The organism is Curvibacter sp. GW821-FHT01G03, from assembly GCF_059422285.1.
Genome location: NZ_JBWKWP010000028.1, coordinates 25,366 through 39,944, shown reverse-complemented (window position 1 = coordinate 39,944; position 14,579 = coordinate 25,366). Strand labels below are relative to the sequence as shown.

The following is a 14,579-nucleotide window of genomic DNA, read 5'->3' as shown; positions in this document are numbered from 1 at the left end:
GGTCATGGCAATCGTCCTTCTGACAAGAATGTGTGATGAAGACGAGAATCTAGGCCTGCCTGATCATTTGATAAACCACCCAAAAACAGCATCAGTTTCAAATGAAACTTGAAAACATCGACGAACTGCGCGTGGCCCTGGCCTGCGCCGACACGGGCAGTCTGACGCGCAGCGCACAACGCCTGCACATCACCCCGGCGGCGGCCAGTGCCGCCCTCAAAAAGCTGGAGTTCCGCCTGGGCGTGCGCCTGTTCGAGCGCAGCACGCGCAGCATGCGCATCACGCCGGGGGGCGAATTGTTCTGCCAGTACGCCCGGCGCGCCCTCGACCTGCTCGACGAGGGCCAAGCGCAATTGCACGACGATGGGGCCCAGCTCGTAGGCACCATCCGCCTGGCCGCCTCCAGCGACCTGACGCGGCGCGTGCTGCTCGACTGGCTGGACGACTTTCTGGAAGAGCACCCGGCGGTCGAACTGCAGCTGGCCGTCAGCGACACCCTGACCGACGTGGTGCGCGATCAGGTGGATCTGGCCCTGCGCTATGGCGAGCTGGACGACTCGCGCCTGGTGGCCCGGCGCCTGCTGACCACGCGGCGGGTGGTGTGCGCGGCCCCCGCCTACCTGGCCCGCCATGGTGCCCCCCAGCACCCCAGCGAGCTGGCCCGGCACGAGTGCCTGAGCTTCGTGATCCGAGGTCGGCGGGTGCTGCAGTGGCCGTTTGAACGCAACGACGGGCAAGAAACGCTGAGCGTGCGCGTGCACGGTCGGCGCAGCGCAGATGACGCCGAGATTGCCCACCGCTGGGCCCTGGCGGGCCACGGCATCCTGTGCAAGAGCGAAATCGACGTGCACGCCCACCTGGCCAGCGGCGCCCTGGTGCGCCTGCTGCCGGACTGGCAGGGCATCACCATGCCCCTGCACGCGGTGCTGCCCAGCAACCGCTTCGTGCCGGCCCGGGTGCGGGCCTTGGTCGACACCCTGGCCCGGCGCTTCGAAGCCTCCGGCATGGGATTGCCTACCCCCTTGACGCACGCGGGCGGGCCCGCTTCGCTACCATCGAGCCCATGACCCAAGACCTGTTCCGCCAAGATGCCCGGCTGCGTGAGTGCAGCGCCCATGTGACCGCCCTGACCGAAGCCGGCGTGGTGCTGGACCGCAGCGTGTTCTACCCGCTGGGCGGAGGCCAGGCCGGTGACACCGGGCAACTGCTGTTGGCCGATGGCAGCGTGCTTCAGATCATCGACACCCGCAAGGGCAAGGACGAACAGGGCCAGCCCACCGCCGACATCGTGCACGTGCCGGCCCCCGGGCAAGAGGCCCTGCTGGCCCGGCTGCAGCCGGGCAGCGAGCTCACGGCGCGCATCGACTGGGAGCGCCGCCACCGGCTGATGCGCTTTCACACCGCCACCCACCTGCTGTGCCACTTGGTGGCGCAACCAGTGAACGGCTGCTCCATCACGCCCGACTACGCCCGGCTCGACTTCCACATGACCGAGCCCCTGGACAAGGAGGCCCTGAGCGCTGGCCTGGCGCGCCTGGTGGCCGCGGCGCTGCCGGTGACGGTGGGGGCCATCAGCGATGCCGAACTGGATGCCAACCCCGACCTGGTCAAAAGCATGTCGGTGCAACCCCCGCGGGGCAGCGGCCAGGTGCGCACCATCGGCATTGCGGCCCTGCCCGGCAGCACCGCCCTGGTGGATCTGCAGCCCTGTGGCGGCACCCATGTGGCCAACACGGCCGAGATCGGTGCCATGGTGGTGACCAAGATCGAGAAGAAAAGCGCCAACTCGCGCCGCGTGGTGCTGGGGTTTGCGGCGTGACGCAGCAGCCCCCGGTCGGCGGAACTTCGGCCGCCCCATCCGCTCCCAGAGCGGCCATGTCCTTTTTCTCGCCCCTGCTCCGCCCCTGGCGGCTGGCTGCCGCCCTGCTGGGCGCGGCCAGCCTGCTGCCCGCCACCGCCCCGGCCCAGATTGAATTGCGCACAGGTGCCGGGGCCGGCCGGCCGGCCTTGTCCAGCCCGGCTGCCCCCCCCAGCAGTGTCAGCACCCCGCGCGTGCGGGCCGAGTTGCTGGCGCTGGCGCCCCAGGGCGTGGGCCCGGGCCAGCCGCTGTGGCTGGGCCTGCAGATCACCCACCAGCCCGAGTGGCACACCTACTGGAAGAACCCGGGGGACTCCGGCCTGCCCACCCAATTGAGCTGGCAGTTGCCCGCCGGCCTGAGTGCGGGCGAGATCGCCTGGCCTGTGCCGCACAAGATCCGCATCGGTGCCCTGGCCAACCTGGGCTACGAAGGCACGGTGTTGCTGCCGGTGCCGGTGACCGTGGCGCCGGGCTGGACGACGGCCTCGGGCACGCTGCCGATCCGCCTCAAGGCCAGCTGGCTGGTGTGCCGCCAGGAATGCATTCCCGAAGAAGCCGAGCTGGGCCTGGACCTGCCCGTGGGCAGCTCCACGGCCGCCAGCCTGCCCGCCTTTGAGGCCGCTCGGGCCGCCCAGCCTCAGGCCTTGGCGGGTGCCCCAACCAGCCACAGTGCGGCCCAGGTGTCGGCCGATGGCCTGAGCCTGCGCATTGCCGGCCTGCCTGCCGCCTGGCGCGGCCAGCCCCTGAACCTGTACCCCGAAACCCCGGAGCTGCTTGACATCGCCGCCCCCGCCGAATCGCACTGGGACGGCGACACCTGGACCACCCGCGTGCCCCTGTCGGCCCAGCGCAGCGGCCAGACCGCCCAGATCGCCGTGGTGCTGCAGCGCGAAGGCACGGCCCTGCCGGCCTGGCGCATCGAATTGCCCGTGCACGGCGATTGGCCGGCCACACCGGTGGCGGGCAAGGCCGAGGTCTCGCCCGCGCTGAGTGCCGCGCTGGCGGCCAACCAGGCCGCGGCCCAAGCGGCGCCGGTCACCACAAGCGGCTCAGGCTCGGCCTGGCTACCAGCCCTGCTGGGCGCCTTGCTGGGGGGGCTGATCCTGAACCTGATGCCCTGTGTGTTCCCGGTGCTGGCGATCAAGTTGCTGGGCTTTTCGCGCCACAGCGGCGAGCACGGGGCCCGCCACCTGCGCCTGCAAGGCCTGGCCTACACCGGCGGCGTGGTGTTGTCCTTTCTGGCCCTGGGCGCGCTGATGCTGGCCTTGCGCGCGGGCGGAGCGCAGCTGGGTTGGGGTTTTCAATTGCAGTCGCCCGGCGTGGTGGCCTTGCTGGCGGCCCTGTTCACCCTGGTCGGGCTCAACCTGGCCGGCGTGTTCGAATTTGGCGCCTGGCTGCCCAGCGGGCTGGCCAGTGTGCAGGCCCGCCACCCGGTCATCGATGCCGGCCTGTCGGGCGTGCTGGCGGTGGCCATCGCCTCGCCCTGCACCGCGCCCTTCATGGGCGCCTCGCTGGGTTTTGCCGTCGCCTTGCCGGCCACCCAAGCGCTGGCCATCTTCGCCGCCCTGGGCCTGGGCATGGCCCTGCCCTACCTGGCCGTGGCCCTGGTACCCGGTCTGAGCCACGGGCTGGCACGGCGCCTGCCCCGCCCCGGCCCCTGGATGGTGGTGTTCCGCCAGCTGATGGCCTTCCCCATGTTCGGCACCGTGGCCTGGCTGGTCTGGGTGCTGGGCCAGCAAAGCGGCATCGACGGCGCGGGTGCCCTGCTGGCCCTGCTGGTGGCCCTGAGCGCCACCGTCTGGGCGCTGACGTTGCGCCACCGCGCCCGGCTGGTGCTGGGTGCCGCCTTTGCCGCCTTGCTGCTGTGGCTGGGCTGGAGCCTGGGGCCCCAGGTGACCCACCTGGCTGAACCGACCCCCAGCAGCGCCCAGGCCGACGCGACCTGGGCCCCGTGGTCTGAAGCCCAGGTGCAGGCCCTGGTGGCCCAAGGCCGGCCGGTGTTCATCGACTTCACCGCGGCCTGGTGCGTGACCTGCCAGGTCAACAAGCGCAGCACCCTGTCCGACACGGCGCTGCTGGCCGACATGGCCCAGAACAAGGTGGCCCTGCTGCGAGCCGACTGGACGCGGCAGGACCCGGCCATCACCACCGCCTTGCGCGCCCTGGGCCGCAGCGGCGTGCCCGTCTACGTGGCCTACCGGCCGGGCCAGCCGCCCCAGGTGCTGTCCGAGTTGCTGAGCGTGCGCGACGTGCGCCAGGCCCTCAACCTGCCGGGCTCCTGAGCGCCCCGGCCCCTTCCCTTGAACGAACCACCATGCCCGCCTTTCCACTGTATGAACCCGAAGCCCCCTCGCAGGCCGAAGTCGAAGCCCTGCCCGGACGCACCCTGCTGCAGTTCGGCACCGACTGGTGCGGCCACTGCCGCGCCGCCCAGGGTCCGGTGACCGAAGCGCTGGCTGCCCACCCGGGGTTGCGCCACCTGCTGGTGGAAGACGGCCCCGGCCGTCCGCTGGGGCGTGTCTACGGCGTCAAGCTGTGGCCCACCCTGATCCTGCTGGTCGATGGCCAGGAAAAGGCCCGGCTGGTGCGCCCGACCGAAACCGCCGCGGTGCTGCAGTTGCTGGCTGCAAACTGAACTGGAGACAACACGCCCTGAACTGCGGGGCCAGCGGAGGCAGCACGCCATGCGCCCGCATCAAAATTGATCTACGGCAAGAAACCCGGGCCTCCTGCGTTGCAGCCAGAACGCACGGTGCTGCGACAATCCAGGGATGAGCACCTCTGCCGCCCCCCATCCCGCCGCCAGCCGCTTCGCGCCGCTGCAAAACGACACTTTTCTGCGCGCCTGCTGGCGCCAGGCGACCGACCACACGCCGCTGTGGCTGATGCGCCAGGCCGGCCGCTACCTGCCTGAATACTGCGCCACCCGGGCCCGGGCCGGCAGCTTCATGGGGCTGGCCACCAACACCGACTTCGCCACCGAGGTCACGCTGCAGCCTTTGGAGCGCTACGCGCTGGACGCGGCCATCCTGTTCTCCGACATCCTGACCGTGCCCGACGCCATGGGCCTGGGCCTGTCCTTTGCCCAAGGCGAGGGCCCGCGCTTTGCCACCCCGGTGCGCGACGAGGCCGCCGTGGCGGCCCTTCAGGTGCCCGACATGGACAAGCTGCGCTACGTGTTCGATGCCGTGACCAGCATCCGCCACGCCCTGAAGGGCCGGGTGCCGCTGATCGGCTTTTCTGGCAGCCCCTGGACGCTGGCCTGCTACATGGTCGAAGGCAAGGGCAGTGATGACTACCGCCTGGTCAAGACCATGCTGTACAGCCGTCCCGACCTGATGCACCGCATGCTGGAGGTGAACGCCGACGCCGTGGCCACCTACCTGAACACCCAGATCGAGGCGGGCGCCCAGGCGGTGATGATTTTTGACAGCTGGGGCGGTGTGCTGGCCGATGGCGCGTTTCAGCAGTTCAGCCTGGCCTACACGGCCCGCGTGTTGCAGCAACTCAAGCGTGAACATGAGGGCGTGGCCATTCCACGCATCGTCTTCACCAAGGGGGGAGGCCTGTGGCTGGACGCCATGGCGGCCCTGGACTGCGAGGTACTGGGCCTGGATTGGACCGTCAACCTGGGTCAGGCCCGCGCCCGCGTTGGCGGCGCTGTCGGCGGCCCGGGCAAGGCCTTGCAGGGCAACATCGACCCCAACGTGCTGTTTGCGCCACCCCAGCAGATTGCACAAGAGGTGGCCCGCGTGCTGGACAGCTTCGGCACCCCGCACCTGGACCCGCTGACCACCGGCCCCACCCACATCTTCAACCTGGGTCACGGCATCAGCCAATACACCCCGCCCGAGCACGTGAGCGCCTTGGTCGAGGCCGTGCACACCCACTCCAGGCGCCAGCGCGGGCTCTGAGGCCATCACAGGCCGTCGAAGGCCGCCAGAAGCCCTCACAGGCCGCCCTGCCCCCAAACGCCCGATGCGGGCGTTTTTTTTCGCCTTCTCACGCCACGCTGGAGCCCACATCGGCAGGCTCGTCAAGCCTCTTATGCACAAATCATCTGATGCACCGCAACCCTTGAGCACCCTGACGATCTCGCCACAACAAATTTGCAAGTCATTGATTCATATAGGTTTTGTGTTCTGCCAATTTTGCAGGCAACCTAAGCAAAGCCTTGTGGCACAAGGGTTTTGACGGTTCACGAGTGGGATATCAACAAAGTTATCCACAGGATCTGTGAATTTTTGTTAAATCGCTATCCCGACAAGGACTTACTCTATTTTTCTCAAGCGGTGCCTGAGAACGCGGTGCGATCGCCGTGCGAACACCCAGGCGGCGCCCTGCGTTTTCTGCCAGCGCAAGGCCATCAGCCTCAACCAGGAACCGAAAACGCGAAGACCGTCAAGCACTTATGCACAAAATTTCTGATGCATCGCAACACGGACAGTCCTGGACAGAATTTCTTATAAAAAGAATAAGACATTGATTTATATGGATTTTTTTCTCTGCCGATTTTGTGGGCAACGTAAGCAAACCCTTGTTTGGCAAGGGTTTGCAGCCCATGCGCGCTGGATATCAACAAAGTTATCCACAGCTTCTGTGAACACCTGAAAAACCCCTTTTGGCATCAAGCACTTAGCGCGGTTTTCTCGGGGCAGGATGAACTGAACGGCAGGCAATGACCGATAGTCGGAAAGTCACCGGGCCGCGTCCACACCGCCAACCCTTCTGCCATGGCCGCTTGGGGCATTGCACGATCCGGAACTTGTGCACAGCAGCAAGCCCCCAGCTTGTTTGGGCGGTGGGACATGCCTTCGCCGCCCCCGGCTTTTCCTGCATTGACAACCCATTGATTTTATTGAGGTTTTTAAATTGCCAAATAAACAGGCAAGTTGTTGAAAGCCTTGTGAGACAAGGCTTTGGCACGGCTGGCGACAGGCTATCCCCAAAGTTATCCACAGAAAACCGGCGCTGATGTGAAAAATTCAAACAAATCAAGCACTTGCGGAAAAGTGATGACGCCGGGGCGGGTGCGGACAAGTCTGTGGACAGTTGGCTTGGCCTTGGGGACAAGTCTCTTCGGCACGGCAGGGCGTTCGCTGAGCGAAGTTATGCACAAAACTGGGGCACGTCCTGGCCCATGGAAAGCCCCCCTCAGGAATGCCACCAAAAATCGGCTAAGTCCTTGTCCTTGTTCAAATTGTCTTCAGCCATGAGACCCCGGTCCAGCGGCTCAATGAGCGGCGCAGGCCACACCCAGCGGCCTTGCGCGGCCATCTGTCAACAAACTTATCCACAGATCGCTGCGGCCCCGGAAGCGATGACTCGGGTCTGCCCCCCGGCGCGCTGACGCACAATCCAGCCCCATGACCCACCGGATTGCCGTCGTGGTCCAGACGCCGGCCCACAGCGGCCTCTCGGGGCCCCTCACCTACCTGAGTCCGGAGCCCGTGGCTCCGGGGACCCTGGTGCGCGTGCCCCTGGGCAAGCGCGAAACCCTGGGCGTGGTCTGGCCCGTGGCCGAGGCCGAATTGGACAGCGCAGGCGTGGCCGAGCGTCAGATCGCAGGCGTGCTGGGAGGCGTGCCACCGCTGGGCCAGGCCTGGATGCGGCTGGTGAGTTTTTCGGCCCGGTACTACCAGCGCTCGCTCGGCGAAGTGGCGCTGGCGGCCCTGCCGCCCCAGTTGCGTGAACTGGGCCCCGAGCAGTTGGCGCGGCGGCTCAAGCGCCAGCCGCAGGCCGACGACAGTGCCGACAACCATGCCAGCGCGGCGGCGCTGCCCGAACTGACCGCAGAACAGCGGGTTGTGACCCAGGCCATTGAAGAGGGCAGCGGCCCTTTCTTGCTGTTTGGCGCCACCGGCAGCGGCAAGACCGAGGTGTACCTGCGCAGTGTGCAGGCCCTGCTGGAGCGCGACCCCACGGCTCAGGCCCTGGTGATGGTGCCCGAGATCAACCTGACCCCGCAACTGGAGGAGCGCTTCCAGGCCCGCTTTGCGCCATGCTGGGGCCCACAAGCGGTGGTCTCGATGCACAGCGGCATGACCAACCCGCAGCGCCTGAAAAGCTGGCTGGCGGCGCACGGGGGCGTGGCGCGCATCGTGCTGGGCACGCGCATGGCCATCTTCGCCTCGCTGCCGGGCCTGCGCCTGATCATCGTGGACGAAGAGCACGACCCCAGCTACAAGCAGCAGGAGGGGGCCCGTTACTCGGCACGTGACCTGGCGGTGTACCGAGCCCAACAGGAGGGCGCCAAGGTGCTGCTGGGATCGGCCACCCCCTCGCTGGAGAGCTGGCACCACAGCCGCCCTGCCGCGGAAGGCGGGCGCTACCAGCGCCTGCTGATGCCCACGCGCGTGGGCGCCGCGGCCGCTGCCGGCCTGCCCCGGGTGCGACGGGTGGACATGAACCGCCAACCCCGTGGCAGCGTGTTCTCGGCACCGCTGAGTGCCGCCTTGCGTGAGCGAGTGGCCCGTGGCGAGCAGGTGATGATCTTCCTGAACCGGCGCGGTTATTCGCCGGTGCTGCACTGCCGCGACTGCGGCTGGAAAAGCGAGTGCCCGCACTGCAGCGCATTCCGGGTCTTTCACAAGATCGATCGCACACTGCGCTGCCACCACTGCGGCTTCACCCAGCCCGTCCCCCGCGCCTGCCCCGAATGCGGCAATCTGGACATCTCGCCGCTGGGCCGGGGCACCGAACAACTCGAAGAGCAACTCGCTGAATTGTTCGAAGGCACGCTGCGGCCCGATGGCCAGCCGGTGCGCATCGCCCGCATCGACGCCGACAGCACCCGGGCCAAGGGCGCCCTGGAGTCGCAACTGGCCCAGGTGCACACCGGCGAAGTCGATGTGCTGGTGGGTACCCAGATGATTGCCAAGGGGCATGACTTCCGCCGCGTCACCCTGGTGGCGGCCATCAACCCCGACGGGGCCTTGTTCTCCAGCGACTTCCGGGCGCCCGAGCGCCTGTTTGCCCTGCTGATGCAGGCTGGCGGCCGGGCCGGCCGCGACGCCGCCTTCGTGAGTGCGCAAAACAGCGAAGGCGAGATGTGGGTGCAAACCTTCCACCCCGACCACCCGCTGTTCGAGGCCCTGAAACGGCACGACTACCCGGCCTTTGCCGCGCAACAGTTGCGCGAGCGTGAACAGGCGGGCATGCCGCCCTTCTCGTTCCAGGCCCTGGTGCGCGCCGAGGCCCGCAGCCAGGACGTGGCCCAGGCGTTTCTGAATGCGGCCAGTGCCGCAGGCGAGGCCCTGCCCGGGGCCGAGCAGGTGTTCCGCTTTCCGGCCGTGCCCATGACGGTGCAGCGCGTGGCCAACATCGAGCGTGCCCAGATGCTCATCGAGTCGGATTCGCGCGCCGCGCTGCAGCGCTTTCTGGCCGCCTGGCAAGGCGTGCTGCACGCCATCCGGGCCCAGCCCGAGCACAAAGGCCTGATCCGCTGGGCCATCGATGTCGACCCACTGATGATCTGAACCTCCTGCGCCCGAAGCTGCGCCACTCACGCGATCGGCCTGGTTACAAAGCTCTCAAAGCGAAAAATCGAGGTCTTGAGGCCACCCCCGGGCCCGACACTGCGCAGGCTCTGCGAGGCCCAAGGACAGGCCCCGGGTCTTGACGCAGGGCGAACAACGATGAACAGGGAGTTCACTCATGACACGCAGTTTCTGGCCCAGCGCCACACTGGTCGCCGCCTTGACCCTCACCGGCGGCCTGGCACACGCATTCGATCTCGGGAGCGCCGTCAGCGCGGCCGGCAAGGGCCTCAAGGCCGCCACCCTGAGCGATGCCGAGGTTGCCGATGTGGCGCGTCAGGTCAGCGCAGCCGAGGACAAGCGCAACAAGGTCGCCGCGGCCGGCTCAACACAGGCGGCGCGCCTGGACCGGCTGGCCGCCGGTCTGAAGAACGAAGACGGGCTGAAGCTCAACTTCAAGGTCTACCTCAACCCCGAGGTGAATGCCTTTGCCATGGCCGATAGCACCGTTCGGGTCTACAGCGGCCTGATGGAGAAGATGAACGACAACGAACTCCGCTTCGTCATCGGCCACGAAATCGCCCACGTGAAATTGGGCCACAGCAAAAAAGCCTTGCAGGCCGCCTATGCGGCCTCTGCTGCGCGGGATGCGGTCGCCGCATCGGGCAATGCCGCGGTGGCGGTGCTCAGCCAGTCAGCGCTGGGGGATCTGGCGGAAAAACTGATCCACGCCCAGTTCTCGCAAAGCCAGGAAAGCGATGCCGATGCGTACGCCGTGCGCTTCATGCAAAAGCGCCAATACGACACCCAGGCCGCCAGCAGCGCCCTGCGCAAACTGCAAGACCTGGGCGGCGGCGAGAACAGCATGTTCTCAAGCCACCCCGCTCCGGGCGAACGGGCCAAGCAGGTTGAATCACAGCTGAAAGGCTGAGCAGCGCCGGTTCGCGCTCAGCGCAGCCAGGCCACGGCCGCCGGAAAACTGACAAAGGCCACCACGGTCGACACCAGGATAATGCGTGCCACACGCCCTGTGTCGGCGCCAAAGCGCTCGGTGAGCATGGACACATTGCTGGCGCTCGGCAGGGCGGCCAGCAACACCACCACGGTCAGGGCAAAAGGGTCGAGCGGCAGGCCAGCGGCCATCGCGGCATGGCCGGCACCCCACACCAGCAAGGGGTGCAACACCAGCTTGTACAGCGCGATACGCGGTACATCGCCCCAGCCCCGTTGGGTCGCGGCCTGACGCGAGGGCAGCATCTGCGAACGGGCCAGCACCGCCCCCATGGTGAACAAGGCCACGGGCGAGGCGGCATCGGCCAGCAGCGAAACGGTCTTCTGCAGCGGCGCCGGCAGGCTGAAGCCCAGCACCGACGCCAGCCCCCCCAGCAGGATGGACCAGGGCATGGGATTGGCCACCACCCCACGCAAGGCATTGCGCAGGGCCTGCGCCACCCCATGCTGGCCGGCGCCATCCAGGCGTGACAAGGCGATGCACAGCGACGAGGTGAAGACCATGTCGGCCACCAGCGTGACGATGGTGGGCCCCACCACCTGGGCCCCCAGCAGGGCCACCAGCAAGGGCACGCCCATGAAGCCGGTGTTGGGAAACGCCGCCACCAGGGCGCCGAAAGCGGTGTCGTTCCACCCCAGCCGGGTGGCCATCGGGCCGCGGCGGGTGCTGAGCACGGTCAAGCCCACCAGCGCCAGCGAGCACAGCAGGTAGACGGCGAACAGGGTGGCGTCCAGCATCTGGGCGATCGGGGTGCTGGCCCCGAAGCGGTACAGCATGCAGGGCAGGGCAAAGAACAGCACAAAGCCGTTCAAGCCACCAATGGCCTCCAGAGGCAACATCCGCCGACGCGCGGCCAAGTAGCCGCAAAGAACCAGGGCAAAGAAGGGAAAGGTGACTTGCAGAATCGAGAGCACGGCCAAACGCTTTCAGCCGGCAGCCCGGCACAGGGTGCCGGGCGGACCCTCTGCCACGGCAAGCGGCCTATTCTGCCGGCTTTGCTGCCAGGTTTGCAGAGGCGCTCAAGGCTTCAGAGCCAGGGCCTGGGCTTCCGCCGCGCAGTCGCGCGTCAGGGGCGGCGCGGCTTGGCGCAGGGCCGCCACTTCGGCCGCCGCACGCTTCCACTGGGCCTGGTAGACCGGATCGGCCTGCAGGCGAGCCACCGCCGAGGCCGCCACGACACGGCCGTTTTCCACATCGCTTTGCCAATGCGCGCCGCAGATCACGCGGCTTTGCCCGAAGGCATAGCCCCGCGCCAGCAGCGCATCGGTGCGCTCGGGCATCAGGCTGGTGAGCACCAGGGCCCAGGCCCATCCGATGGCCGTGTGGCCCGAGGGGTAAGACCCGTCGCCCCGCAGCGCGGGCTCATCGTCGGGGGTGCAGGTGCCGGTGTTGTTGACCACAAAGGGGCGCTGGCGCTGGTAGAACACCTTGGCCTTGTAGGTGCTCAGCCCTGCGTCGACATAGCTGCGCCGCATCAGCGTGGTCAGGTGGGGGGTGAGCTGGGGATCGAACTCGAAGCCCGTGGTGCAGGCAAAGGCATTGGCCGAGGCCGGAAAGCTCAGGTTGGCATCCTGGCGCGCCAGCACGCCGCGGGGCCCCTGGGCCAAGGCTCGGGTGTTTTCAAATGCGGCCTGATCGGCCTGGGCCGCCGCGGAGCCCGGCGCGGGCGGCGCCGGCAGCAGGGCCAGGCTGTCGGGGTACTGGTCGGCCGCCAGGTACCCGCGCATGACGCCGGAGCCAGGCCGGGTTTCGCCGACCTCGGTCAAGGTGGTGGGCGGCTCGGACGGATCCTGGGCAGAGCCAGCGTGGCTACCGCCACAGCCGGACAGCAGGCCCGCGAGCGGCACGGCCAGGGCCGCGCCCAGGATCAGCGGGCTCAGACGTGACCCGCGGGTTGAGCAGGCCTTGAAGGGAATAAGGTGGCGGGACAGCAAAAACATGGACGTTGTCTCCTGATCGGAAGCGATGTGAACGAAGCCGGCCCTGTCAGGCAGGTGCCGGCTTCCGGGCCAGCCAGCGCGCCGGCGCCAGCCGGGGCCCCACCAGCGTGCGCTGGCCGGTGCCGGTATCATTGCGGGCCCCGCTGGCCTCCCCGCCGCTCATCAGCCTGTCACAGGCGCCTTCCATCTCCCCATGTCTGCCGGTCTGAATTTCGCCCAACTTGAAGCCGTGAACTACCTGCAAGGCCCCTGCCTGGTGTTGGCGGGTGCTGGCTCGGGCAAGACGCGGGTGATCACGATGAAGGTCGCGCGGCTGATCGAGGCAGGCATGCCCCCGAAGCGCATTGCCGCCATCACCTTCACCAACAAGGCCGCTGCCGAAATGCGCGAGCGAGCCAAGAGCCTGATTGGACGCAACGCCAAAGACCTGGTGATCTGCACCTTCCACGCCCTGGGTGTGCGCCTGATGCGCGAAGACGGCCAGGCGCTGGGGCTGAAACCGCAGTTCAGCATCCTGGACGCCGACGACGTGACCGGCATCCTGAAAGACTGTGGCGGCAGCCCCGACATGGCCACGGCACGCCAGTGGCAATGGACCATCAGCGCCTGGAAGAACCAGGGCATGAACTCGGCCGATGCCATGGCCCAGGCCGAGAACGACCACGAGCGGGTAATCGCCGAGATCATGGCGCGTTACGAGGAACGCCTGACGGCCTACCAGAGCGTCGACTTTGACGACCTGATCGGCATGCCACTGAAGCTGTTGCGCGACTTCCCCGAGGTGCGGGAGAAATGGCAGAACACCCTGGGCCACGTGCTGGTGGACGAGTACCAGGACACCAACGCCACCCAGTACGAGGTGCTCAAGGCCCTGGTGGGTGAGCGAGCCCGTTTCACCGCGGTGGGCGACGACGATCAGTCGATCTATGGCTGGCGCGGCGCCACACTGGACAACCTGCGCAAGCTGCCGATCGATTTTCCGCAGCTGAAGGTGATCAAGCTGGAGCAGAACTACCGCTCCACCTCGGCCATCCTGCGCGCGGCCAACAACGTGATCCAGCCCAACCCCAAGCTGTTCCCGAAAACCCTGTTCTCGGAACTGGGCGAGGGCGAGCCGGTGCGCGTGGTGGACGCCGACAACGAAGAGCACGAGGCCGAGCGGGCCGTGGCCCGCATCCAGAGCCTGCGCGCCACCTCGCAATGGAAGAACCTGAAGGATTTTGCGATCCTGTACCGCGCCAATCACCAGGCCCGCATGTTCGAACAGGCGCTGCGCCGCGCGCAGATCCCGTACAAGGTGTCGGGCGGGCAGAGCTTTTTCGACCGGGCCGAAATCAAGGATCTTTGCGCCTGGTTCAGGCTGTGGATCAACAACGACGACAACCCCGCGTTCCTGCGCTCCATCACCACGCCCAAGCGTGGCATCGGCCACACCACCCTGGCGCAACTGGGGGTGTACGCCGACCAGTACAAGCTGAGCCTGTTCGAGTCGCTGTTCAGCTCATCGCTGCAAAACGTGCTGCCGGCACGGGCATCGGCCGGGCTGCAGGAGTTCGGCCGCTACGTGAATGACCTGGAATACCGGGCCAAGCAAACCCTGGGCGCAGAAGATGCGCGCGCCTTTCTCAATGAGTTCCTCAAAGAGATCGGCTACGAGCAGCATCTGTATGACAACGAGGACAGCGAGAAGGCAGCCGCCACCCGTTGGACCAACGTGATGGAGTTCTGCGACTGGATGGCCGGACGCTGTGGCGGCCAGATCGATGACACCGCGGGCGTGACCACCAGCACCGAGAAGAAGAACCTGCTCGAGGTGGCGCAGACGATCGCCCTGCTGTCCACCATCAGCGACCGAGAACAGGAGCAGGACGTGGTCACGCTGTCCACCCTGCATGCCTCCAAAGGCCTGGAGTGGCCTCATGTGATGCTGGTGGGCGTGAACGAGAACATCCTGCCCTTCAAGATGGACCAGGAGCCCGGCAGCGCCGAGAGTGGCGAAAGCCTGGCGCTGCGCCTGCAGGAGGAACGACGCCTGATGTACGTGGGCATCACCCGCGCCCAACGCACGCTGGCCGTGAGCTGGACACGCCGGCGCAAAAAAGGCCGCGAGATGGTCGCGGCCCTGCCCAGCCGCTTCATTGCCGAAATGGCCCTGGACCAGAAGACCGTGAAGGAAGACCCGCGCGAGAAGCTCAAGGCCTTGCGCGCCGAATTTGCCAAGCGGGCGGCGGCCGGGGCCGCCCCCAACTGACCCGCGCCGACGGCCCCCGACATACGGGGCCCGATGCGCT

General features: G+C 67.2%; 10 protein-coding genes. 8 read left to right on the top strand and 2 right to left on the bottom strand.

The window, feature by feature from the left end; all coding sequences use genetic code 11:
* Positions 1-101: 101 nt before the first annotated feature.
* From AC07VS_RS26985 to AC07VS_RS26955, 7 genes are all read left to right on the top strand, one after another.
* The gene (locus AC07VS_RS26985) at positions 102-1,067 is read left to right on the top strand and encodes a LysR family transcriptional regulator (RefSeq protein ID WP_492350384.1); all 966 of its coding nucleotides are present in this window, start codon (positions 102-104) and stop codon (positions 1,065-1,067) included.
* On the top strand, positions 1,064-1,819 hold the full coding sequence (locus AC07VS_RS26980; protein ID WP_492350383.1) for an alanyl-tRNA editing protein: 756 nt from the start codon (positions 1,064-1,066) through the stop codon (positions 1,817-1,819). Before AC07VS_RS26985 ends, AC07VS_RS26980 begins: the two co-directional genes overlap by 4 nt.
* A 56-nt stretch (positions 1,820-1,875) precedes the next feature.
* Positions 1,876-4,140, top strand: a complete 2,265-nt coding sequence (locus tag AC07VS_RS26975; RefSeq protein ID WP_492350382.1) for a protein-disulfide reductase DsbD family protein — start codon at positions 1,876-1,878, stop codon at positions 4,138-4,140.
* A gap of 32 nt (positions 4,141-4,172) precedes the next feature.
* Complete coding sequence (locus AC07VS_RS26970; RefSeq protein ID WP_494752503.1) at positions 4,173-4,493, top strand: thioredoxin family protein; 321 nt, start codon at positions 4,173-4,175, stop codon at positions 4,491-4,493.
* A 136-nt stretch (positions 4,494-4,629) separates the two neighbouring features.
* Positions 4,630-5,772 carry a uroporphyrinogen decarboxylase gene (gene hemE / locus AC07VS_RS26965; RefSeq protein WP_494752502.1) on the top strand — a complete coding sequence of 381 codons (1,143 nt, stop codon included), beginning with the start codon at positions 4,630-4,632 and terminating at the stop codon, positions 5,770-5,772.
* 1,452 nt (positions 5,773-7,224) lie between these two features.
* Positions 7,225-9,336 carry a replication restart helicase PriA gene (priA, locus tag AC07VS_RS26960; RefSeq protein WP_494752501.1) on the top strand — a complete coding sequence of 704 codons (2,112 nt, stop codon included), beginning with the start codon at positions 7,225-7,227 and terminating at the stop codon, positions 9,334-9,336.
* Positions 9,337-9,514: 178 nt separating this feature from the next.
* Positions 9,515-10,267 carry a M48 family metalloprotease gene (locus AC07VS_RS26955; RefSeq protein WP_494752500.1) on the top strand — a complete coding sequence of 251 codons (753 nt, stop codon included), beginning with the start codon at positions 9,515-9,517 and terminating at the stop codon, positions 10,265-10,267.
* Positions 10,268-10,284: 17 nt separating this feature from the next.
* Here AC07VS_RS26955 and AC07VS_RS26950 read toward each other — a convergent pair whose 3' ends face one another.
* Together AC07VS_RS26950 and AC07VS_RS26945 are read right to left on the bottom strand one after the other, a co-directional pair.
* On the bottom strand, positions 10,285-11,262 hold the full coding sequence (locus AC07VS_RS26950; protein WP_494752499.1) for an AEC family transporter: 978 nt from the start codon (positions 11,260-11,262) through the stop codon (positions 10,285-10,287).
* Positions 11,263-11,367: 105 nt separating this feature from the next.
* A complete protein-coding gene (locus AC07VS_RS26945; protein WP_494752498.1) occupies positions 11,368-12,288 on the bottom strand; it encodes an acid phosphatase in 921 nt (306 codons plus the stop codon).
* A gap of 193 nt (positions 12,289-12,481) precedes the next feature.
* On the opposite strand from AC07VS_RS26945, the gene AC07VS_RS26940 reads away from it, so the two are divergent.
* Positions 12,482-14,539 (top strand): ATP-dependent helicase, encoded by a 2,058-nt coding sequence (locus tag AC07VS_RS26940; protein WP_492350373.1) that lies wholly within the window; start codon positions 12,482-12,484, stop codon positions 14,537-14,539.
* Positions 14,540-14,579 lie beyond the last annotated feature (40 nt).

Coding starts and splice junctions, on each gene's coding strand:
- AC07VS_RS26985 (WP_492350384.1), top strand. CDS start 102: ATGAAACTTGAAAACATCGACGAACTGCGCGTGGCCCTGGCCTGCGCC.
- hemE (WP_494752502.1), top strand. CDS start 4,630: ATGAGCACCTCTGCCGCCCCCCATCCCGCCGCCAGCCGCTTCGCGCCG.
- AC07VS_RS26970 (WP_494752503.1), top strand. CDS start 4,173: ATGCCCGCCTTTCCACTGTATGAACCCGAAGCCCCCTCGCAGGCCGAA.
- AC07VS_RS26980 (WP_492350383.1), top strand. CDS start 1,064: ATGACCCAAGACCTGTTCCGCCAAGATGCCCGGCTGCGTGAGTGCAGC.
- AC07VS_RS26940 (WP_492350373.1), top strand. CDS start 12,482: ATGTCTGCCGGTCTGAATTTCGCCCAACTTGAAGCCGTGAACTACCTG.
- AC07VS_RS26955 (WP_494752500.1), top strand. CDS start 9,515: ATGACACGCAGTTTCTGGCCCAGCGCCACACTGGTCGCCGCCTTGACC.
- AC07VS_RS26975 (WP_492350382.1), top strand. CDS start 1,876: ATGTCCTTTTTCTCGCCCCTGCTCCGCCCCTGGCGGCTGGCTGCCGCC.
- priA (WP_494752501.1), top strand. CDS start 7,225: ATGACCCACCGGATTGCCGTCGTGGTCCAGACGCCGGCCCACAGCGGC.
- AC07VS_RS26945 (WP_494752498.1), bottom strand. CDS start 12,288: ATGTTTTTGCTGTCCCGCCACCTTATTCCCTTCAAGGCCTGCTCAACC.